This window comes from Paenibacillus litoralis (assembly GCF_046244365.1).
Classification (GTDB): domain Bacteria; phylum Bacillota; class Bacilli; order Paenibacillales; family NBRC-103111; genus Paenibacillus_V.
Genome location: NZ_CP176395.1, coordinates 4,421,106 through 4,443,470, shown reverse-complemented (window position 1 = coordinate 4,443,470; position 22,365 = coordinate 4,421,106). Strand labels below are relative to the sequence as shown.

16 protein-coding genes are annotated in these 22,365 nt (G+C 49.9%); 14 read left to right on the top strand and 2 right to left on the bottom strand.

Annotation, left to right across the window (positions count from 1 at the left end):
- Nucleotides 1-102: 102 nt before the first annotated feature.
- Nucleotides 103-456: an SMI1/KNR4 family protein gene (locus tag ACKGJP_RS18485; protein ID WP_409347191.1), complete on the top strand. Its 354-nt coding sequence runs from the start codon at nucleotides 103-105 to the stop codon at nucleotides 454-456.
- Between the two features lie 159 nt (nucleotides 457-615).
- Here ACKGJP_RS18485 and ACKGJP_RS18480 read toward each other — a convergent pair whose 3' ends face one another.
- Nucleotides 616-1,578 (bottom strand): NAD(P)-dependent alcohol dehydrogenase, encoded by a 963-nt coding sequence (locus ACKGJP_RS18480; protein WP_409340301.1) that lies wholly within the window; start codon nucleotides 1,576-1,578, stop codon nucleotides 616-618.
- A 114-nt stretch (nucleotides 1,579-1,692) separates the two neighbouring features.
- Here ACKGJP_RS18480 and ACKGJP_RS18475 point away from each other — a divergent pair, with 114 nt between their 5' ends.
- The 9 genes from ACKGJP_RS18475 (at nucleotide 1,693) to ACKGJP_RS18435 (ending at nucleotide 13,455) form a co-directional block, all read left to right on the top strand.
- Nucleotides 1,693-2,265, top strand: coding sequence for a Crp/Fnr family transcriptional regulator (locus ACKGJP_RS18475; protein WP_409340300.1), 573 nt, complete (start codon nucleotides 1,693-1,695; stop codon nucleotides 2,263-2,265).
- Between the two features lie 199 nt (nucleotides 2,266-2,464).
- On the top strand, nucleotides 2,465-3,094 hold the full coding sequence (locus tag ACKGJP_RS18470; RefSeq protein WP_409340299.1) for a VOC family protein: 630 nt from the start codon (nucleotides 2,465-2,467) through the stop codon (nucleotides 3,092-3,094).
- 599 nt (nucleotides 3,095-3,693) lie between these two features.
- Complete coding sequence (locus tag ACKGJP_RS18465; protein WP_409340298.1) at nucleotides 3,694-5,988, top strand: helix-turn-helix domain-containing protein; 2,295 nt, start codon at nucleotides 3,694-3,696, stop codon at nucleotides 5,986-5,988.
- A gap of 177 nt (nucleotides 5,989-6,165) precedes the next feature.
- Nucleotides 6,166-7,776 carry an extracellular solute-binding protein gene (locus tag ACKGJP_RS18460; RefSeq protein ID WP_409340297.1) on the top strand — a complete coding sequence of 537 codons (1,611 nt, stop codon included), beginning with the start codon at nucleotides 6,166-6,168 and terminating at the stop codon, nucleotides 7,774-7,776.
- Nucleotides 7,777-7,883: 107 nt separating this feature from the next.
- Nucleotides 7,884-9,527, top strand: a complete 1,644-nt coding sequence (locus ACKGJP_RS18455) for a LamG-like jellyroll fold domain-containing protein (protein WP_409340296.1) — start codon at nucleotides 7,884-7,886, stop codon at nucleotides 9,525-9,527.
- Between the two features lie 16 nt (nucleotides 9,528-9,543).
- Nucleotides 9,544-10,368: a hypothetical protein gene (locus ACKGJP_RS18450; RefSeq protein WP_409340295.1), complete on the top strand. Its 825-nt coding sequence runs from the start codon at nucleotides 9,544-9,546 to the stop codon at nucleotides 10,366-10,368.
- Nucleotides 10,369-10,557: 189 nt separating this feature from the next.
- Nucleotides 10,558-11,526: an ABC transporter permease gene (locus tag ACKGJP_RS18445; protein WP_409340294.1), complete on the top strand. Its 969-nt coding sequence runs from the start codon at nucleotides 10,558-10,560 to the stop codon at nucleotides 11,524-11,526.
- 10 nt (nucleotides 11,527-11,536) lie between these two features.
- Nucleotides 11,537-12,424, top strand: a complete 888-nt coding sequence (locus ACKGJP_RS18440) for a carbohydrate ABC transporter permease (RefSeq protein WP_409340293.1) — start codon at nucleotides 11,537-11,539, stop codon at nucleotides 12,422-12,424.
- Nucleotides 12,425-13,041: 617 nt separating this feature from the next.
- Nucleotides 13,042-13,455, top strand: a complete 414-nt coding sequence (locus tag ACKGJP_RS18435) for a DNA methyltransferase (RefSeq protein ID WP_409340292.1) — start codon at nucleotides 13,042-13,044, stop codon at nucleotides 13,453-13,455.
- 202 nt (nucleotides 13,456-13,657) lie between these two features.
- On the opposite strand, the gene ACKGJP_RS18430 is transcribed toward ACKGJP_RS18435, so the two are convergent.
- Nucleotides 13,658-14,548 (bottom strand): hypothetical protein, encoded by an 891-nt coding sequence (locus tag ACKGJP_RS18430; RefSeq protein WP_409340291.1) that lies wholly within the window; start codon nucleotides 14,546-14,548, stop codon nucleotides 13,658-13,660.
- 601 nt (nucleotides 14,549-15,149) lie between these two features.
- Between ACKGJP_RS18430 and ACKGJP_RS18425 the strand changes: the two genes are divergently transcribed.
- The 4 genes from ACKGJP_RS18425 to ACKGJP_RS18410 all read left to right on the top strand — a co-directional run bounded on the left by ACKGJP_RS18425 (nucleotide 15,150) and on the right by ACKGJP_RS18410 (nucleotide 22,308).
- Nucleotides 15,150-15,365, top strand: coding sequence for a hypothetical protein (locus ACKGJP_RS18425; protein ID WP_409340290.1), 216 nt, complete (start codon nucleotides 15,150-15,152; stop codon nucleotides 15,363-15,365).
- Nucleotides 15,366-15,777: 412 nt separating this feature from the next.
- Nucleotides 15,778-16,818, top strand: a complete 1,041-nt coding sequence (locus ACKGJP_RS18420) for a DUF5667 domain-containing protein (protein WP_409340289.1) — start codon at nucleotides 15,778-15,780, stop codon at nucleotides 16,816-16,818.
- A 1,043-nt stretch (nucleotides 16,819-17,861) separates the two neighbouring features.
- Nucleotides 17,862-19,469, top strand: a complete 1,608-nt coding sequence (locus ACKGJP_RS18415; RefSeq protein ID WP_409340288.1) for a response regulator — start codon at nucleotides 17,862-17,864, stop codon at nucleotides 19,467-19,469.
- Nucleotides 19,470-19,482: 13 nt separating this feature from the next.
- Nucleotides 19,483-22,308: a sensor histidine kinase gene (locus tag ACKGJP_RS18410; RefSeq protein ID WP_409340287.1), complete on the top strand. Its 2,826-nt coding sequence runs from the start codon at nucleotides 19,483-19,485 to the stop codon at nucleotides 22,306-22,308.
- Nucleotides 22,309-22,365: the final 57 nt, after the last annotated feature.

Below are 22,365 nucleotides of genomic sequence, written 5' to 3'. Positions count from 1 at the left end.
AGGTGCCTCCCCATGAACGAGGCGTTAATGGAGAGATTATAGATTTTCCTTCAGCGGGAGGATAATCGCACGCTAGTAGGCATTCCGTCGAGCTAAGAGGAAATTGCCGGGGCACAGGAGAGGCTGAATGTAAGCTTTCATGAGAACTACGTGCGCTTTATCCGGATGTTTGGGGGAGCGTATGCAGGTCTAGCGGTTCATGCATTCTCTAACGGCTCCAGTCTCGGGAAGGAGACGATTGTCGATTTGACGCTGGAGTTCCGTGAACAATTCAAGGAGTCTCCCTTCGCGGAGGTTTTAAGAACCGGTTATGTCATCTCGATGGACGGGTCCGGCGATCCGATCTTCATCGATCAGGAAGGAAAAGTTTGTATATGTTATCATGATACCGGGGAAATCAAGTTATTAGCGGATTCATTCGAGATGCTGATCGAGGATAATTTTTATGAATGGTGATTAGTGCAATCCGGTAGACCATCTGTCCGCGGCGGTTCCGATAATAAGCCAAGAGTGCTGGCGGTAAGGCGCCGCGGCGGATTTTTCGCCGATAGACCCGTTAAGCTGAACCGTATCATAAGTAGGGCAAGTTATTGAACGAAAGGGTAACGGCTGACTTTAGAACTGAATGATCACGTTACCTTTTTTACGTTCGGTCTCTACATATTGGTGGGCATCTGGCAGATGCTCCAAAGGATATCGACGATCGATCACAGCTTTCAGTGTTCCATTGTTGGCGAGTTCCATGAGAAATCTCAGATTCGCCTTGTTTTGCATAAGTCCGGCTGTTGCAAAAACAGCCCTTTTGCCTTTAAACATAGATGTCCACATCATTTGCATCAGGGTAGACAATCTGGGTGCGGTAGTCAGATACATTCCCTTGGCCCTAAGCACACGATTGCATGCCGAGAAGGAGCATTTTCCTACAGCATCAAAAATGACATCATAAGCTTTGTCTGCTTTCATGAAATCTTCCTGGGTATAATCAATAACGAAGTCTGCACCTGCTTTTCTTACCAGACTTTCGTTGGCACCAGAGCAAATACCGGTTACTTCAGCGCCATAGTATTTGGCCAATTGCACAGCGTAGATGCCAACGGCCCCTGAGGCGCCATAAATTAGCACTTTCTGTCCTTCTCGCAAATGTGCCTTATCTCGTAGAAACGTCAATGCGGTGGCGCCTCCGTCACAGACACCGACGGCTTCTTCAAAGGTAATATTGTCCGGTATAACCGCAAGTGGGCTCTCTTCGGAAAGACACTTATATTCGGCGAAAGCACCGAAGTTTTTGACGCTCATACCCAAGACGCGATCCCCTGGCTTGAAATGCTGTACTTCCTTGCCGACCTCTACGATTACTCCAGCTAATTCGGTTCCTCCTATTGCAAATTTTGGCCTGGACAGCCCGTATAACAGTTTAATCATAAACGGATTGCCCTTGCGAAAAGCGCAATCCGACGGCCCTACTTTGGCAGCTTGGATACGTATGAGAAGCTCCCTGTTTCCAGGCGACGGTTTCGCGATTTCTTGCATAACAATCACTTCCGGTGGACCATACGAAATTTGAACCATGGCTCTCATGGCTTAATCCCTCCTAACGGTAATTTCACTGCAAAGGCATTTACAAGAGGTCCCCCCGTGTTAGAAAATGGATAGGGAAAGTAACGACAGACAAAGAGATGAGGGTAAGAGATAATGGAGGACATTCTAAACAAATACATGTCGAGATGGACTTCTCTTAACAAGGAAGATCAGCAATCCGTAGTGGACGAAATCCGTGTAGAAAAATTTGCAAAAGGAGACGTTCTCTTTCAACAAGGAGATACCCCGGCCGCATGCTATTTCATCTTGAAAGGCTGCGTAAGACAATACTCGATCGATGAGGATGGCAGAGAGGTCACGTCTAATTTTTACACCGAAGAGCAAGCCATTGCAATTTTCAATCATCACAAACCAGACAACTCTTCCGATTACACTTTCGTGTGCGCAGATGATTCAGTAATGGTCGTTGGCGATCTGGATAAGGAAAGGGATATGTACAACAAATATCCTCAATTGGAATCCATGACTCGCAGGATGATGGAAGAGAACTTTAGTCAGGTTCAAGAGGAATTCGCTGCATTTATCGCTTCTTCGCCTGAAGAACGCGTCAAGACACTTCTAATGAAACGCCCCTCTCTTTTCGACCGGGTACCCCAACATCAACTTGCCAGTTATCTCGGCATTACTCCAGAGTCGCTAAGCCGCATTAAGAAGAGAATTCAGTAAGATCTTACTGGTTCGAACACCATAATTGTATCTGGGAAAATGCTTCCCTTGCATTGACTTAAGTCAATAGAAGCGCCTAGAAATACAGAAAGGGCACCCTCCCAGGTGCCCTTTTAAACTTGCCGGAGGCTGACGCGAAATATGGGCCCACCTACATATCGATTGAAAATTAACTCTCGGAAAAGGAAGGGATTAAAGTATGGATGATACTCAATTGAATTCCGTTGGTGAATTTAAGGCATACACCGGCCCGGAATACGTCGACTGCGTTTATTTGCCTGCCGCGGACGTAGGAGCAACCTGCGAATGGTATGCAAAACAATTCAATCTGCCAGCGACTCGGGGGGATGTCATTTTGCCGGGCAACCGTGCGATGTTTATGCTGAATCCAACTGAGCCGGGCCGTACATCCAATTTTCATACAACGGGAAGGGCGCTAACCGGTCATGAAATGTTTGTGCTCCGCTTCGAGACCAACCAGATCGAAGAGTTGTACGAAAAGTTGGTGAGGAACGGTGTCAATGTGGAATCGTTGGCGGACGAAGAAGACGGTGGGCTTCAGTTCGTTTTTGACGATCCCAACGGGAATAAATTTCAAGTTAGGCAAAGCCCGGCTTCCGAAACGCATCCGATACAGGAAGACGCCCCTGCATCCGGCATATATTTACCAGTAGCCGATCCAGAATTGGATCGGGTGTCGGAAGACAAGAACATACATTCATTAAGATCCGCGCGCTGCGCGGTTTTTTTCTATATGGATATATGTTCTTGTCCAAACTCAGAAAGAGATTTCCCCAGGTGTCGGTTGACAAGAACATCATCTCATTGAAAGTCGCATATAATGCGGCTTTTTGATTTAATGGGATAAAGTTCTTGTCAAATCGTGATGACAAGAGCTTTATCCCATTCCCGAAAATGACAAGAACATGATCCCATTCCCGACAAGCCTCTTAATTCGGAGGGAGGACTAGCCCACATCCTACGCAGCTTCCCATCAAAGAACTACGGTAAGATTGGCCCAGCAGTCTCCAACCGTTCCCTGCAGAAAATTGATAGGCATATTATAACTTTATTTTCTTCGGGCATTGGATAGGTAAAAAATCATTACCTACAAGAATATGTTAGCGCGCTCTCCTGGATTAACCCAGCTACACAGGACGGTATGGTGATATTGGCGAAATCGACGATCATAACGGACAGCACAACAGTAATTTGTTAAAAACAAACGGGATAACAGAGTGTGAATAGTGGCGAGGATCGCAAACCGATCCAACGATTTTCGCTCCCTTGCCAGCGAACCTGTTTGCAAGTTATGATGGGAGCAAGGGCGACCACGGACCAGCTCAGGGAAGAAGGGACGGAAGTGTAAGTTTTTGTCCTTCTGTTTTTGTGAAATCGCTTTCAAATGAAACAAAAGGGGTGAACAGCGTGTCAGGCAAGCGGTTTTCGTTCAAGAGCAAACTGATCGCTTTTACGATGATGGTGAGCGCTGTTCCCGTCATTTTGCTCGGTTTTATTTCCTCTTATATATTTTCCAAATCGCTGCAGCGTGAAGTCGACTTGCATCAGCAAAGCATTCTGAAGAATTTTGAGTCTCAACTGAACAATTACTTGTCCCGAATCGATGAAATTTCGATCTCACTGGCGACAAGTCCGATCGTGCTAGAGGCTGCGGAGCGCGGGGTTTCGATGAAGACGCTCGACATTTCCCTGGAGTTGATGGATACTTTGCGCAATCTTGTCGGTAATTCTGATCTGCCTATCGACATATCGCTTATTTTCCCAACCCAGAATACGGTATATTCGCAAACGACCGGGCTCGTGCGGGAAATCTATTATCCGTTCAGCGAAATCAACCGGCTGGTATGGAACGGCACGATTACCTCCTACCGGCTTCCGCCGCAAACGTTTGCGAATCAGAATGATCTGCTGATTGTTCGTCCGGTGCCTTTGAACTCATCTGCGCCGAAAGGGGTTCTGGTCGTTCATCTGAAATCGGATCTGCTTGTCAAAATGATTGAGCGAATGGCCCCGCCGCTTCAGCGCATCCTGCTCGTGCTGGACGATCGCAATCGTCCAGTAGTGAGCGGCCAAACATGGAGAAGCGGCGGCGCGGCCGATCCGACCGCCCAGATTGTCGGCCTCGTCACGGCCAGCCGCGAATTGCCCGATCAGATCGAGCTGAACGGGGAATCGTTTATTATGACAGCTACGCAATCATCGGCCAACGGATGGAAGTATGTGGCGATCGCCTCTACCCAGGAACTGTCCCGGCAATCGCACAATATGCAGCGAATCGCCTGGCTGCTTGCCGGAGGGCTGGCGATTATATGGGCCGGCGCCGCCATCGTAGGATCGAATCGGCTATATTCCCCTCTGCAGCGTCTGGTGAATAAGTTTTCACCGCGTTCGGAAGGACATGCCGGCCTCTTCGTCAAGCGGGCTCCCGACATTATCGACAGTCTCGACTTCACCATTCAGCAGCTGCACGACAACAATGAGCGACTGATGGTGCGGCTGGATGAGCAAATGCCACTGGTAAAGGAGCAGGTACTGTTTCAACTGTTACACGGCAAGATGACCGATCCGGACATTCCCGATCAGGTGCGGCAGGCGGAGCTCGCTCCGCTACGAGGCGAACTAATCTATGTCTGCATCGCCGAAATCGATCAGTGGCACGAATTGAGGCAAATGTATGGCGAAACCGACCGCTCCCTCATCGTGTATGCCCTGCGCAAGCGGATCGAGGAGCTAGGAGCGACGCACTATCCGATTCTCGGCATCTCGCCGAAGCCCGGACAGGTTGTTTTTGTATTGGCTGCTGACGAGCCTAAGGAAGTGTCCTTTGCGAAAATTAAACAGCTTGGCGAGCAGCTTTGCCAACAAATAGACCGAGAGTTCCCGTTCTCGCTGTCGGTTGCAATCGCCGGGCCGCGAAAAGGGCTTGAGCATGTTCAGCTTTCCTATGAGGAAGCGCAATCGCTCATGTCGTATCGGCTGGCCAAAGGGCCGCAATCGCTCATTACCCGGGAAAGCATCGAAAGCACCTTGCACGCCCCGCTCGGTCGTCTGATTATACATGAGCAGGCGATTACGGCCGCTGTCGCCCAAGGGCGTTTTGAGGAAGCGTATGAAAGTCTGGATGAGCTGGTGCGGGAAGCCGGTCAGTCAATCCACAGCTCGGCGACGATTTTGGCTCTGTTCACCCATCTGCTCGGCGAACTGGAGCGACTGCTGGCTGCATCGGATATCGAGTTGTCCGGCATCATCGGTGAAGAGGCTCTTGGTCAGTTGTCCGGTATGCACAGTCTGGCCCTACTGCATCAGTGGATGCGGGATACGGTGCTGACCGGCATTCAGCATCAGCTTGAGGAGCTTCACGTTCCACGCCGCAAAAAGCTCGTTCAGCATGCCGTCTCCGCTCTCCAACAGCAGTTGGAGGAGGATGTATCCCTGCAGTCACTAGCCGAGCAAATGGGGGTATCCCGGGCGACTTTGAGTAAATGGTTCAAGGAGGAAACGGGGCTGTCCTTCAGCGAGTTTCTCATCCAGCTTCGCATGACCAGGGCGAAGGAATGGTTGTCTTCTTCGGAGCTGCCCATTCGTGTCATTGCCGAACGTCTGCGCTACACATCGGTCACCAATTTTACCCGCATATTCAAGCAGTCGACCGGCACGACGCCGGGAGCGTTTCGCAACCGGTATATCGCTTCGGAGGAGTGAAGCGTTACTCAACAGCCCCTTTCTCTTGAGAAAGAGGGCTGTTATCTTTATGTCGTCCTGCTTATCCGTTTGTCGCCTTGCGGAAAGACGAAGTGACAATTGAACGGTTTTCGTGGCCATGTCACGATGGCGTTACCGGTTTTGACAACCGGAATCTGAAATCAATGGGGGATAAACATGAAAGCGTTACGAATTGGCAAAAGCGGGGTCGCGCTGACGATGGCGGCAACGCTAGCACTGAGCGCCTGCAGCAGCAATGGGTCGTCGCAGAGCGAAACCCCTGGTACGAGCGAAACAAACGGCACGACCGGCACCAACGCCGAAGCAAGTAAGAAGATCAGCCTTAACTGGTTCATTACGGCACCGCCCAACAGCGTTCTGCCAAGTGCGGACAAAGACTTCGTTCGAAAAACGATCGAGGAGAAGTTCAACGTTGATTTACATGTGGAGTACATGGCGGCCGGCAGCGACTACAATACGAAGATAAACGCGCTGCTTGCCTCCACGCCGCCCGATATGTGGCGGGATGCTAATCCCGACGGCGGGGTCCAATTGGTCCAGAACGGACTAATCGCCGATTTGACAGATTTCGTCTCGCCACAAACGATGCCGAACTATTTTAAGCATTGGGTTAGTAAAGAAGTGCTGCAGCGCTATCAGGTGGAAGGTGGTTTTTATCTCGCTCCTTTGCCGTACAGGAAAAAGGTTTACCGCTCTTACTATATTCGCAAGGATTGGCTCGATGCGCTTAACTTGAAAATGCCGACCAATTACAAGGAATATATGGAGGTGCTGCACCAGTTCACCTTCAAAGATCCGGATGGCAACGGCAAAAACGACACGTACGGCTTCACCACATCCGGAGGCGGAACCAGCATCGGTTATGATTGGCCGGAGGAAATCAACCACGGTCTGCTGTTTCCTGGTTTTGTCGAGGGAAATCGATTTATTTTGAGCTTGTATTCGCCGAAAATGGAACAGGTGTTGGATGATATCGCTAGAGCGATTGATATGCAGGTTGTCGATCCCGACTGGTACTTGAACAAGAATCCGCAGCATATCGAAAAGGCGATTCAGGGCCGGGTCGGCGTCGTCGTCGGCAACTCCATTGATTTTGCATTGGACAACAACAAGCAAGGCATTCAATACCGGTCGAAGCAAATCAATCCGAAGGCGGATTGGAGACCGTTCACCCTTTTTGGCGATAGACCGGTCATGTTTGACGGAGCTCCGTCAAGTCCGTTCCTGTTTGCGAAGTCTGTTGCCACGAGAAACCCCGAAAAAGTACGACGTTCTGTGGAGATTTTGGAGTGGCTGGCGGGCGAGGAAGGATTTCTGCTCACCCAATTTGGTCAGGAGGGCAAGCACTATATACGCGAAGGCAATACGATCAAGCCCGATTACGAGGCATACACCAATGACATTATCAAAAACGGCGATTTTTTGCGAATCTGGTCTTTTTTTACGGAAGCAGTACGGCAGCCGGAAGTGTTCGGATTGGACCTGATGGACAACAAGCATACCGATCGCGACCGCGGCATTCTCAAATGGCTTGAAGCCCAGCCGACTCATATATTTACCGGGGGAGTTTCACTCATTCCGCCGACAAATTTTGATCTGGCCGGTGTGGACAAACGGCGCGACGAATTACTGGCGAGAGCGCTTTTTGAAGACAAGTCAGGAAAAAAATGGCCGCTTTATCTGGATGAATTGCGGAACAAGTACAAAGTGAAAGATCTGGAGGACGCCTATACCGAAAATGTACGAAGCGCAGGCGTCATTCGCTAAAGCCGTCTGGGATGAGGAAACGGGCGGCTCGATGGTCTGGGTTGACGAGATGAATATCCGTTCCGAATAAATAGTGGAAATAAAAACGATAACCGGAGGAGAAGCAAATGGAGAAAACACATAATGGAGACAAAGGGAAGCCTGTTCAGCGTATCGGCTATTGGCCGCTGAGTGCCGACTGTAGGGATGCTTCAGGCCATGGGAGACACGGTGAAGCGAGCGAGATCGTCTTCGGCGGCGAAGGCGCGCTATTTAACGGCATCAGTTCGGCTGTGACATTGCCGGTTTTTGCGGAAACGGACGGCCAGCAGCCTTTCAGCTTATCGATGCAGTTTCAGATAAACGACAGGAAAGGATTTTTACCCGGGGGCTTGGCAAATGTGTACTCGGAGAAACGGATGGAGGGGTGGCATTTGTCGGTTTTGACCCAGGCCGGTGTCACATCGACCCAACCCAACTGGCGCAACCTGCAGTTTGGCTGGAGCACGGCTCGCGGAGAAGAGAAGTGGCGCGACTGGGGCAGTCCCGGAGAAGGACGTATGATTAGCGCCATGTGCGTGTTCAACGGGCATCTGTATGTCGGAACGTTCGATAATGCAGCAGATCATCGCGGGAGGGTATTCCGTCTGGATGAGGCTGCAAGCGCGTGGATCGATTGCGGCCACCCGGATGACAGCAATGCGGTATATGCGCTGGCCGAATTCAAAGGCCGACTATACGCTGGCACGATGCGCTACCGGGCGATCGGCTCGGCGCTCCCGGAGTCGCCGAACCTTGAGCCAGGCGGCCGCATTTACCGCTATACGGGCGGTCGGACTTGGGAACTGTTCGCCGAACTGCCAGTGCCGGATAACGATAGCGTCGGGGCGCTGACGGTGTACGACGACCGACTCATTGCGATGTCGTTTTATCCCCACGGAGTGTTCGCCTACGATGAGTATGGCAACTGCGAGATTCTTGGTGCACCGGGTCCGGAAGGTCGGACGCGTACATTTAATATGGCGCCGTATCAAGGTGATTTGTATATCGGTTGTAATGAGAAGGGTGGCGTATACCGGAGAAAGCTCGATGAGCCGTGGACCTACTGCGGGAATGTGCCGCAATGCTCACAAGTGTACTGCTTCTCGATTTTCCACAACCAACTGCTGATGGGCATTTGGAACGAAGCAAGGATGTTGCGCTACGAAGGCGGTACCGAATGGAGCGATTTCGGACTGATGGACGACGAATTGGAAGTGATGGGCGTTTCGGTGTTTAACGGCAAGCTGTACGGAGGCACGCTGCCGGGAGGTTACGTATTCCGCTACAACGGTGAACGGAACTGGGAACGGATTGCTGTGCTCGAGGAACCGGATCCGAATGTTCGATATCGCCGCGTTTGGTCGATGGCGGTGTTCAACGGCAAGTTGTTTGCTGGCACATTGCCGAGCGGCAAAGTGTGGAGTATGAGTCGCGATCCGCTGGCAACGCACGATACTTCTCTCACCGACGGGTGGCATCGCGCAGTCGTGACATACGACAAAACGCTGCTCTCGCTGTATGTCGACGGCCAGCTCGTATCCGAGGCGGCTTGCGATCATCAGCGTATCGACAGCTCCGCGCTGGCCGGAGTGCCGCTTACGATCGGGACAGGGCCGCAATGCCATTTCTCCGGCGCGATCCGGGAGATAGAACTGTTCGCTGGCGCTTTGAATTCGAATGAAGTTGCTCTTATGGAAGGCATACCTGCAAAACAGGGAGACGAGTTATGACCACTGGAGGCGAGCCATGAGCATAATCCAAGTTCCTGTCCATTACTACCGACAGTTTGATGCTGAACTTGAGTGGGAAGTGCCGGCTGAGGCATACGGAGGATGGAATAAAACAGAGCTTCCGCTTGATCCGAACCGTACCGCCGTCGTTGTGATGCACGCATGGGATTGCGGCGAAGCTGGGCAATATCCGGGTGCGTTTCGGGCTGTAGAGTACATTCCAAGATCGTACGCGATCAGCCGCGATATATTTCCCGGACTACTAGCTGCCGTTCGCGGGGCGGGGATACGGCTTTTTCACGTAGTCGGAGGGAAGGACTACTACTCCAGATATCCCGGCTTCAAGCAGGCCGTTCGGCTCGCCGGCGAAGAGCCTCCGATGTCCGAACAGATCAACCATGACGACAGCTATGATCAGCTTCAAGAATTCCGCAGGAACAATGTGTTCCCGGGAATCCATAACTGTACCGACAACGATAGAAGTGTAACGAATCTCCGCTTCCTCCCGGAAGCGGAGCCGCAAGGCAGTGAAGGCGTAGCGGCAACATCGAAGCAATTGTTTGCGCTATGCAGGCATTACGGCATCAACCATCTGATTTACACCGGGTTTGCTATCGACGGCTGTTTGCTGCTTTCGCCGGGCGGCATGGCGGACATGAACCGCCACGGGATACTTTGCTCGGCGGTTCGTCAGGCGGTTACGGCCATTGAGAACAAGGAAAGCGCACGGCGGGAAGTGCATAAGGAAGTCGGCCTGTGGCGCGTAGCGCTGATTTTCGGATTCGTATATGACGCGGATGACTTGATTCGGGCATTTGACAACTTACACTCCTCGCACTAATTAGTCGCTTTTTTTGGCGGCGCTCAGCCGACACGGCACTCCAGTCCGCTTCGAGCGCCGCTTTCTTCGGCATCCTTTGCTACCGGATGTTGCTGCGGATTTTGCTTCCGTACTGCATCAGCTTGTAGAAGAACATTAGCCGTCAATTAAAAAAAATGTATATGAAGCCGCAGCAGGAGGTGAGCAGCAGTGAAAACGAATCATCTATCGGGGAACAGTCCGCCTGGAACAAATACGATCTTGCCTCAAAGGTTCTTCCTAATCGGAAGAGCGCTTGTCCGCTACCGTTGGTTTTATCTGATGATGCTGCCGGGCATCCTCTACTACGTCGTTTATCACTATGTACCGATGGGCGGTCTTTTGATCGCCTTCAAGAAGTACAATCTTGTTAAAGGAATTTGGGACAGCGACTGGGCCGGCTTCGAAAACTTCATCACCGTATTTTCGTCGCCCGATTTCTCGATTTTGCTGAGAAATACGTTGCTGCTAAGTCTTTACCGGATTTTGTTTAATATGCTTCCGGACGTGTTGCTGGCGCTCATTTTGAATGAAATTCGGGTGCAATGGTTCAAGCGCGTCATTCAGTCGGTAACGTACGGACCGTATTTCCTTTCGTGGATTATCGTGTACGGGCTTGTGTTTTCGTTCCTTGCGCCCGATGCAGGACTGATCTCCTCCTGGTGGAGGGAGCAGACCGGTCAGACGCTTAACTTGTTGACGGATAAAGACTTTTTCCGTCCGCTCCTGCTATTGACCGAGATTTGGAAGAATACCGGATTCGGAGCGATTATTTACTTGGCCGCGCTGTCTGCCATCAACAGCGAGCTCTACGAGGCGGCGGTCGTCGACGGGGCCGGGCGATGGCGACAGATGTGGCATATTACATTGCCGGGCATACGCGAAGTGTTCGTACTGCTGCTCATTTTGCGCATCGGACACATTTTGGACGCCGGCTTCGAGCAGGTTTACATCTTCCTGAACGCCCGCGTTTACGAGGTCGGAGACATTATCGACACCTGGGTATTCCGACGAGGGATCGAGCAACTGGATTTCAGCGTTGCGGCGGCAGTTGGTTTCTTCAAATCGGTCATTGGCTTCATTCTTGTTCTCGGGGCCAACAAGGTCGCGAAAAAACTCGGAGGCTCGGGAATTTGGTAGGAGGTGAACCATGTCATTCATACTCAAAAAGACGAAATCCGATTACATTGTTGACTTTTTCATTTACTCGTCTCTGACATTGTTCGGCCTGGCGACGCTGTTCCCGCTTTATTACGTGTTCATCATGTCGATTACGCCGATTGTTGAGGTGCTCCGCAACGGGGGGTTCGTAATCTGGCCGGGCGAGATGACGCTGGAAGCTTACAGATACATTTTCGAGAGCGACCGGATTCCGAACGCGTTGAAGGTGACGATAACGGTCACGGTGATCGGAACGTTTCTAAACCTTTTCGTGACGATGTTTCTAGCGTATCCGCTGTCGAAAAAGTTTTTGCCGGGACGAAATATTGTGTTGGCCGGGATCGTGTTCACGATGCTGTTCTCTGGCGGTCTCATTCCGCTGTATCTTGTCGTGCGGGCGACCGGTTTGCTGAATACGATATGGGCGCTAATTATCCCGGGTTTAGTCTCGTCGTTCAACATGCTTATCATGAAGACATACTTCGAGAATTTGCCGGGAGAAATCGAGGAAGCAGCGAAGGTGGACGGCTGTAGTGACGTGCAGACGCTGTTCCGTATCGTGCTGCCTCTGTCGATGCCGATTATCGCCACCCTCGGTCTGTTTTACGGGGTGACACACTGGAACGCGTACTTCGGCGGAATCATGTATTTGACCGATCGCACGCTGATGCCGATTCAGGTCGTGCTGCGCAACATGATCGTGACGCCGAGCGTCAGCACCGAGCTGGGCGTAAACGTGGCGGAGCTGCAGCAGCTGCCGCCGGAGACGATCAAGATGGCGACGGTCGTCGTCGCAATCATTCCGATTTTGCTCGTCTACCCGTTTTTGCAAAAATATTTCGTCAAAGGGATGCTGCTCGGTTCGATCAAAGGTTGAACGGACTGTGCCTTTTATTTCTCGGTGGCGGGTTTCTATGCCAGAATGTTTGGGCGAGAAAAGGCCGCTATACTTAATAGGAGAGAAAAGATAATGGAAAAGCTTCGATTAGGTATTCTTGGATGCTGTAACATGGCGGGGGCACATGCCAAGGGGGATGAAGAACTTGCCAATCGAATGTCGGTGACAGCGACCTGCGACATTGTGCTAGAATGCGCGCAGCATGCAGCTGAATACTATGGGGCAAAGCTTGCCGTATCACGTGGACGCGGTTCTTGTTGTATTGCCACATGATTTGCATCATGAAGTGGGGATGACTTGTCTGAGAGCTGAGGCATGTGCGCCGGCCGCAAATGAAGTTGGTCCACGGTCAATCCGATCTGTGTATCCGTCGTATATGATTAGCGGCATTCTTCATTTTATCGCGGATGATCGGTGGATTTGATAATTGCCGACCCTTCCTACAATTTGGGATTTGGCGGAACTTCGATGACTAAAACGAAAAAACGTAGATTTGAAGTTATTGCAAATGACAAACTTTCACATAGAAACTACCAAAGGTTTACTTTCCAATGGCTCCATCAAAGCTTATCGAATTTTAAATACAGGAAGCCACTTTGCATAGACTGGCGAATGTATCCGTTTATGGCACTTTGGATGAGAAAGTTGGTTTCGTTATAAAGAACTGTATTGTGTGGGATATGGTTAATATGGGGGTGAGGTGGCAATATTGGTATCAACATGAGTTTACAATTTTCGCAGTTAGAGGTAAAGATCGAGTAAGGAAAATCAGTACTAGATCTGCACCGGATATATGGATAGTGCCCCGAGTCAATGGCAACAACAAAACAATACATCCGACCGAAAAGCCAGAAGAAATCATGACGAGAATTGTTCAGCATAGTTCAAATCCCGGCGACTTGGTTGCTGATTTTTTCCTTGGTAGTGGACCGGCAGCGGCAGCTACTATTCATTACTTTTCAATTGTAAGTGATAGAATCAGCAGAATAACAACACAAGTGATAGATTGATAAAGCAACAAATCAACAGGCGCTTAATTTCAAATACCCCACTAGCAGCGAAACTAGTGGGGTACTTCTTTTATATTCGTCCGTAATCACAGATGTGGTCAGTCAGTAATAGGGACGAGGTGATTATTTATATGGAAAACTTTATGTGACAATTGCGATGAAGAAATTGTTAAGTCGCTCTCTATGCCCAATGGCGCCAAAATCAACCGTCCGACGGGGCATACTTCTCCACGTCCGGCTCGAATGCCGCTCCACTCGCCAGGTCCAGCTCCATGTGGATGGTTCCACGATCATCGGTTAGCACGATCATTCGCGACCCGACGATGGGAACGCGGTCGGCGCTGGTGCGCATGTGCGCTGAGACGACACGAGGAGCACCGTCGACGATATAATTTACCTCAATTATGAATATCGGGAAATTAAAGAGCCAGCTGTTAGTAAAGTTCACGGCGGTCAACGTCCCGGTGCATGACGAACCCTCCACGCGGAGTCGCTCGATGTCCGCCTGACGCCGCCGGGCGTGGGCGATAGAGCCGGGCAGCAGCAGGAGTGTGATGGCGGCCCAGAGGGCGAAGCTAGCTCCGACGACGACGCCGAGCTCTGGCGGGATCGTCGGTGATGTCGCTATGGCGTCGAGGTCGAAGGGGCGCGACGGATCGCTTGTCAGCGTCCAGAGCAGGAGGACTCCCGCAACTGCTGCGAGTCCTCCTGCTATCGCTAGCGTTGCGAACAGGCCGGCCACCTTGGTCTGTCCGAACTGCTCGATCGCTCGCGAGTACACTCCGCCAGTCGTACCGATCGCGACGAACAGCAGCAAAACGGCGACGCCCACTGTGACCGGATGACCGAGGAGCATGCTGATCGCCGGTGTCGGCGCCATGCCGAGCAGTGCGCCGAATGGCATGGAGCCTGTCAGCGCCCACAGTGCAGCGGCTGTGAGCAGACACGGCATCAGCGGAGACGCGCGTCCGATGCGACGTCCCGGCCGGAGCATCGTCATCCGTCCGTTCTTATCCGTGGTGGAGAACAGCGGCAGCATCTCGATATGTTCTTGCTGCCCGTGCTTCTGCTGACCTTCCGCAGCATCCCTCATTGGCATGGCCCTCCCGAGGAAGATACTCGCACCCTGAGCGGCGGAGGGGGATTCCCCGCGATGCGGCTGGGACGATCAACTATAAAATGGAGGAGTTTCTTCCCTTTTTCTTCCTCACTATTGAACGCTTCAATTTTATATATTTGATAAGGGAAAGGTGAATTTTTGTAGGTGTTATGATATTCTGGATGCCGTAATAGAAAGTTCAACTTCCTATTATCTTTGTACTCAGCCATATATACCTTCACCTCCAATATTTCTTATCTATATTTTACCACTATAAGGTTGTCCGCTGTAAATACCCCCAAACGAAACAAGCAAATCACCGCGCAGCAGCTGTTCCATTCGCATTTTTCGCCGATAGCTTTTGAGGGGAATGGGATCAAGTTCTTGTCTTGTTGGTGGTTGTGTTGTGTGTAATGACACAAAAGTACCTACATTATCTTTTCAAAAAAAGCTTGGGAAATCAGGCTTTATATTTTTTATGTAGGAACACTTGTGTCAATGAAAAATGCACAAATCCACCTACGTTGTCGTAGAATGACACAAATTAACCAACATTGTAGTCATCATTACAACGTTGTCCAAGTAAAGCATGTTATTGAACCAGTTGATGGAACTGGGTGAGGCCAAGCATTACGGCGAGTGGAGAGTGGAACAAGAAAACAAGCAGGCCTGGCGTGGTTTGATTCGCGAGGACATCGATGCCGCTATCGCCGCTGCCATGACGATGAAGCAATTCTTTGGCGGTACGCCCGCCGGGCAAAGAGCGGTTTGTTCGATTGCGCAGTCTAGGCACAAGTCTTCTTTTGGATAAATTCAACCAAGATTAAAAGCCCTAGAACGCTGAAAGACATCTGCATTCTGGGGTGTTGATATTTTAAGGTGTTATGTTAAGAAACTACTTTTCGGACAGCTCCATAACTTGTGAATGAGTTTGTTTCTTGCACATTTAAATTCAAATCAATGCTAAGATTGCTTTCTTTAGATCAGATTCAAGGGGAACATCTCGATCATGATTTCACCCAACCATCGACTTTGATGGTGCGACTCGGAGTTTTTCTCGGAGTCGGGGTAAGTTCTTGAATTATCGGAAAGTCGCAGTGGATCGTCTTATGCTATCGAGAATGGCAGAAGCTAACTATGAAAAGGACACCCATAAAGTCTAGAACACTCTCGAATACGTTATTATGCTCGCAGCGAGACTACTAGAATAAAGGTGATCATTCATGAAAAACGTACAAATGACCAAATTGTTGTCCAAAAGCATCGTTACTGCCATGTTTCTTACCACGCTCGGTACAGGAACCGCATTCGCGTCCGAAGACCCGGTGGCAGCCCCGGTAGCCCAAGTAATTGAAGCAGACAGCCCCGATTTGCTTCCGGGCGATATTCTATATTTTGTTAAAAAGACCTATGAGAGCATCCAACTGGCCCTAACGGTAAATGATATCAAAGAAGCAAGGCTGCTGGCCGGTTTCGCCCAAGAACGGATTTCCGAAGCTCAGGCTCTTATGACCAAGGGGAAAGACGAGTTAGCCGCTAAAACATTGCAAAAAGCGCTGGATACGCAGAATCGTTCGATAGTTAAAGTAGAAATTGCTACCGGCGACAAGGGCACTGCCGCAGCTGCAACAGCAGCCCCGACAGTGTCTCCGACTCCGGTTGATGCGACTGCACCATCCGCACAGCCGGCATCTACTGCAACACCGTTAGCCGAGCCTTCACAGATGCCTACGCCAACTCCGACGATTGTACCTTCTGATGACGAAAATGAAGCCGAGCTAGCGAAAAAAGTGAAGAATCCTGAGCAAGTCCTGAAGGTGAAGACGGATCTGCAGCATAATATTGTAGCGTTAACCGCCGTGTTGGAAAAGGTCCAAAATCCGAAAGCACAGATGGCCTTGTTGAAAAATATCGAAAAATCGTTCGCTCACCTGGAGAAAAAGCTGTCCAAGTTGGAGAAGAAAATCGATTCCTCAGAGTCCGGTCCGTCGGAAACTCCGCCCGTCAAGAGTGAGGAAAAAGAAACGACGCCAGCTCCGACATCGGGCTCAGGGGAGAAAACGGTTGGGAACGCCGAAGAAGTCTCGTCACCTGCGCCTGACCTCGAGCAAGAGAAAGAGGAAGTAGTGAAGACGTCCGCAAAGGAAAAGCATCATGACAAGGACGCGGCAGAGAAATCGAGGAAGGAACACTCTCCTAAAAACGAGAAGCAAGTGGATAAAAGCCAAGACCACGGCAACGGAAACGGGAAAGACAAACATTGAATATCGGACGACCGGTGCTTGAAACAAGTTCGAAGGGGCTGTCCCAAAAGTATGTTTCCGCTTATTTTGAGAACAGCGCACTTGAGTAAAAATGGTGTTTATTGAATAAATGGCGGCGTTAGGGATACTGTCCCTGCGCCGCCACTTTCCTTTTTTGTTCTACTGCCACCTTCTTGAGGAAATTATGGGCAAGCGAAAGCCATCCGACCTCAAGGCTTACTTTCATCCGATTGTGCACTAATCAATGTCATTCAGCAATTGGACAGTTTAGCGAAGACTTGTCGTTTAAAGGGTCAAGTTCTTGTCGCGGACGAACGACAAGAACTTGACCCTTTTGTCGAAGTAAAGTGAAGTTGGCTAACCTAAAGGCAGGATAGCGTACCTTAGGTGAGACGGATTTTTACGAAGTTCGTAAAAAAGAACGCTATGTGAAAGTTTTATATTATGCCTTATCTCAAGGTGAAACGCATAACCGGATATTGTAGCTTAATCCGACCACCTCTGCTTACTTCACCTTACCCGGTTCCGCAGTTCAGGGTTTGAACTTCGGCGGGGATGCAATTTACAATGAATTTTTGGAGCTAAGCCACCATTTGTGTGTTAAACAATGGGATTACGAATATGGCGATGAGTATATTATTACGAGACATGGTCGAGTAGAGGATGGAAAGTTTTTGGATTTTCACAATGATGACCGGTGCGGAATCGTCTTTGAAAGTCAGGTTAAATTATTACACCTTTTATTGAAGATGCATGCTGTTTTCCTGCACTTTTTTGAATTATAGTAGAGGTAGTACGGAAAGTTCTCCTATAACGCATTCGAGAAGGATTCGTCGCTGCCCATGTAGAATTAAGAAAGAAAGTATCGACTCATTTGGACAGGGAACGACATGAGCAAACAAATAAGCTTCCATCCCCACGTTAGAAGTGGTTTTGGAAGCTTATTTGTTTACACTGGGATTGGCCTATTTGTTTCTTTCGGCGAACGATAGCGGGTTTTTCCGTTTTCGATTATGGAAGTATTTAGCGCAAGGGGTGGTCACATGTACAAAGTGCTAATAGCCGATGACGAGGAATGGATTCGCGACGGGTTAAAGATGTTCATCGACTGGAATATGATGGGGTTTACGGTTGTGGGTGAGGCGGAGGACGGAAGACAGGCCTTGTCGATGGTGGAACAATTGCAGCCACACGTCGTATTGACCGACATTCGAATGCCATTCTGCACAGGGATCGAATTGATGGAGAGCGTACGAAAGCAAAACAAGTCGGTCAAATTTGTGGTTTTAAGCGGTTACAATGAATTTGAATATGCGAATGCGGCAATTGACTCGGGAGCTTCGGGTTACTTGTTAAAGCCGATCAATGTAGACAAGCTCAAAGAAGTATTCGGCAAGGTAAAGCAAGAATTCGATTTGCTGATTATAGAGGATATGAAGAAAAAGCAGGCTTTCAAGCTGCTTCGAGAGAGATTTGTGACGAAGCTGGTACAAGGAAAACCGGAAATCATGAAGCACTTGTTTGAACAGGCGACGGAAGCAGGCGTCAATCTCAGGCATAACGCGTATACGGTGCTGCTGATTGAAATCGATGAGCTGAACCGGGTTTTAACGAAATATGGCACGGACGATTTGGAGTTATTGCAGTATGCATTGAAAAATATTGCCGAGGAATTGTTCCAACCCGCAAGCGAGGTGTCGTTTTTTAACTGGAATCAAGCGGGATGCGGGTTACTGGTTGCCGACGAATCCAACAACCCGCATCACCTTAACGAAGCTGCGGATCTGCTGATTGCGAAAACGGCGGAATTGTTGAAGCTCAAAATTACGATATATGCAGGTTCGACAATCGAAAGCGCTTACCGGATTCAGGAATCCTTCCATAATGCGCTGAAACTAACGAAGATGAAGTTTTTTTACGGGAAGAACCGCCGGATTACGGAGGACGAGTACCTTTCATTCCAAGCAAATGCCAATTCGGAATACAAACGAATACCGGTTCATGCAGAACGGCTCCTTGCTTTGATACAGGAAGTGGACAAAACGGAGCTGAGCGAGTATGTGGATGCGGCCTTTGCCGGTATCCGGACGAGAGAAGAGGCGATTGACATCTATGCCCAGTTTATGAAGGTAGCCGCAAAGCTGAAAGAGAAATATCATCCGCTGTTTGCCCATGAAGAGATGATGAAAGAGCAGAATTTTTTCGACATGCGCTGTATGGAAACGGTAGAGGAACTGAAATCTTCCGTGATCCAAATGTATGCCGAAATCATTCGGCGGCTGAGTGCGAACGGGAACCAACCAAAAAACAAAATGATGGATCAATTGATTGCTTTTCTGGAAAATCACTATTCGGAAGAGATCACATTGGAAACGGCAGCTGAGCGAGTGTATATGCACCCTATGTATGTCAGCAAATGGTTCAAGAAAGAAACGGGAAAAAACTTTGTCGACTATTTGACGGAAATCCGCATCGCCAAAGCGAAGGAGTTTCTTGGCGACTACAGTCTGAAAATATATGCGGTCAGCGATTTGGTCGGTTACAGCGATCCAAAGTACTTCAGCAAAGTATTCAAACAGGCGGTCGGGGTAACGCCCAAAGAGTATCGCAAGCTGGTGCTTGGCTATATGGACGATTTATTTGAAATGTGAGGCGATTTCATAGATGCGCTCGATGAATCTCCGTAACAAAATCATTGTATATTCCGTTGTCGTACTGCTGCTTAACTTGATTATTATCGGGGTGATTTCTTACAGGATTGCATCGGCAACCATCTATGCGGGCATCGTGGAAACGAATAAAAGTATTGCCGAGCAAACGGTAGATAATATTGATTTTGTCTTGCAGGGGATTGAACGCGAAACGATTAATGCCTTCGAGGGTGTAGATTTCAACCAATACCTGGAGACGGCCGCAAACGACGATACGATTGTGCGCAACAAGACGGAGCTGTCGCGAATCATCAAGCAGTTTACTAACGTCACCGACAATGTAGAGCAGGTGTATGTGGTCGGGAAGCAGGGCCAGGTGTATTCCAATAAGATTTCCGGGGAAAACGTGCGGCTGGATGAAGCCGGGTTCCGCACTCTGCTTGAGCAGGGCGACGGCCGGTTTCAGTGGGCGTACATCGTGATGGAGAACGAAGCCGTCAGCCGCAAATTGATCAGCCTCAGCCGCGCCATCTATGACAGCAACGGTTTATATAACGGATTTGTAGTTGCGCTTCTGAAGGAGCGCACGTTTGCCAATTTTTATCCCGATGCGCAAACGAAGATGATGATGCTTGTAGATCGGGAGAACCGGATTGTTTCCGCCAACGATCCTGCTCAGATTGGCCAATTGATGCCCGAAACGTTTGCGGTGCCCTCAGGCGTTCATGAAATCCGCTCCCTTCGGCAGGAAACGTTCGTCGTTTCTACCATTGAATCCCGCTATACCGGATGGAAGCTCTATATCGCGACGCCTTATCAGGACGTCTTCCAAGTATTTTTGACAGATAGAACGGAACTGGCGTTCTTCACACTTCTATGTCTTTTGCTTTTTACCGGAATAATCGTGTTCGCGGCTAACCGCTTGCTTGCCCCGTTTCATCAATTGAACGAAGCGGTTGATTCCATTAATCGTTCCGCAGCCGCTCCCGCAGCCGACATCCCGCCCTATGCGCTTCGTTCCGGAATATTGGGGCGCATCCATTTGAAAACGAAGCTGGCCTTTGTCTTAATGGCCTGTATTGTGACGCCCGTAGTCATGCTGATGATGCTTTCCTACAGCTTCACGCAGTCGCTGGTCGAGAAGAAAATGATTGAAGTGATTACGATCAATGCGCAGCAAACGATGAAAAGAATGACTTCCTATACGGCCAATCTGGAAAGGACGGTCTACTATTTTTACTATGACGATCCATTTATTTCCGCATTAGGCGGCGGTGTGCCGGCATCGGAGTTATATCCCGCGCTTGATAAAACCGTTGCGAATGCGATGAATCAGAAGACGGATATTGCGTACATCGATATTTATAATGCGGACATGCAGCGGCTCTATACGTCAAAAAAACGAAGCGAGAGGTTTATGTACCCCGCAGTTTCGCCGGAATCGATCGAGAAGAACGCCTGGCAGGATACGTATCGGGATCAGTATAAGGACGATCTGATCACATTCGGCAGAAAGATCGGGGATATGCGAAGCGGCCGCATCATCGGCTATATTTTTATTACGCTCAAGGAGAAGGAACTGGCGAAGCTATATAGCGGAATGCGGACGGAAAGGAACGAGTTTTTCGTTATCAACAGCAGCAGCCGGATCATGTCGCACGCCAATAAGCACAAGATCGGGGAACTGCTGGAGCCGGGGCTGGCGAGCTACATCGATCCTCTGGCCTATGAGGGGAAAGCGGTTAGAGACGCTCAGGACAGTGAGGTTATCAGTTATGCCGACATCGGTATTTCGGGATGGAAGCTTGTCAATGTAGGATCGTTGAGGTCCGCGAAAGAGAGTATGGAAAAAATATGGCTCTACGACTTGCTCGTCCTGCTCGCCAGCGTATTGTCCATCGGGATTTTCGTCATCCGTTATACGGGGCGCATCGGCAAGCCGATCAATCAATTGACCAACCAGGTGGTCCGTCTGGCCGAGCAGTATGTAGGCGACTACGAGCAGGCGCGCGTAGCCGGAGACGAAATCGAGCAATTGCGGAGCAACGTTTATTTAATGATTTCGAAGATCGACACTTTGATTAAGGAAGTATACGAAATCCGGCTCAAGAAGAACGAAGCGGAATTAAAACAGAAGGAAGCGGAGCTGATTACGCTGCAGTCGCAAATCAATCCGCATTTTCTTTACAACACCCTTGAAGTCATCCGATGGAAGGCGGCTTTCCAGATCGGCGGCGATAACGAAGTATCCGATCTGGTGGCGACGCTGTCCGAATATTTCCGGCTCAGCTTGAGTCAAGGCAGACGAACGATTACGCTGGCGGAAGAGCTGGAGCATGTGAACCGGTATATTAAAATTATGAGCCACCGGTACCGGGACAAGATCGAGTTCAAGTGCGAGACTTCTGCTGCCGCTTTGACCTGTATCGTCCCGAAAATCACGCTGCAGCCGATTGTGGAAAATGCCTTGTACCATGGGATCAAGCTGCGGAGCGGCAAAGGAACGATTGCGATCGATGCGGCAGTGGAGCGGGATGAATTGCGGATAACGGTGTCGGACGACGGAATCGGCATGGATGATGAACGGCTTGCGCGCCTGCAGGCGCATATTGCCAAGCCCGAAGCGATGGGGAGCGATTACGGCAACGGGGGATACGGGCTGCAAAATATTCAGCAGCGGATTGCCATGCTGTACGGCAGCCAATACGGGCTTGCGATCGCCAGCGCCGCGAACGAGGGGACTTCCGTGACGATCAGAATGCGGGCGAAGGCTGCGAGCCTTGCGAATGGGAACGATGGCGATGGCAAAGACGGCGGCAACGCTGGCGAAAACGGTTAAAATACTCGACCATTTGTTAAACGGCGCTTATTTTTGTACGGGGCGCTTGTTCCTATA

Excerpts from the sequence above, each read along its gene's own strand:
- ACKGJP_RS18480 (WP_409340301.1), bottom strand. The coding sequence starts at position 1,578 with ATGAGAGCCATGGTTCAAATTTCGTATGGTCCACCGGAAGTGATTGTT.
- ACKGJP_RS18475 (WP_409340300.1), top strand. The coding sequence starts at position 1,693 with ATGGAGGACATTCTAAACAAATACATGTCGAGATGGACTTCTCTTAAC.
- ACKGJP_RS18470 (WP_409340299.1), top strand. The coding sequence starts at position 2,465 with ATGGATGATACTCAATTGAATTCCGTTGGTGAATTTAAGGCATACACC.
- ACKGJP_RS18460 (WP_409340297.1), top strand. The coding sequence starts at position 6,166 with ATGAAAGCGTTACGAATTGGCAAAAGCGGGGTCGCGCTGACGATGGCG.
- ACKGJP_RS18455 (WP_409340296.1), top strand. The coding sequence starts at position 7,884 with ATGGAGAAAACACATAATGGAGACAAAGGGAAGCCTGTTCAGCGTATC.
- ACKGJP_RS18450 (WP_409340295.1), top strand. The coding sequence starts at position 9,544 with ATGAGCATAATCCAAGTTCCTGTCCATTACTACCGACAGTTTGATGCT.
- ACKGJP_RS18440 (WP_409340293.1), top strand. The coding sequence starts at position 11,537 with ATGTCATTCATACTCAAAAAGACGAAATCCGATTACATTGTTGACTTT.
- ACKGJP_RS18430 (WP_409340291.1), bottom strand. The coding sequence starts at position 14,548 with ATGAGGGATGCTGCGGAAGGTCAGCAGAAGCACGGGCAGCAAGAACAT.
- ACKGJP_RS18420 (WP_409340289.1), top strand. The coding sequence starts at position 15,778 with ATGAAAAACGTACAAATGACCAAATTGTTGTCCAAAAGCATCGTTACT.
- ACKGJP_RS18415 (WP_409340288.1), top strand. The coding sequence starts at position 17,862 with ATGTACAAAGTGCTAATAGCCGATGACGAGGAATGGATTCGCGACGGG.
- ACKGJP_RS18410 (WP_409340287.1), top strand. The coding sequence starts at position 19,483 with ATGCGCTCGATGAATCTCCGTAACAAAATCATTGTATATTCCGTTGTC.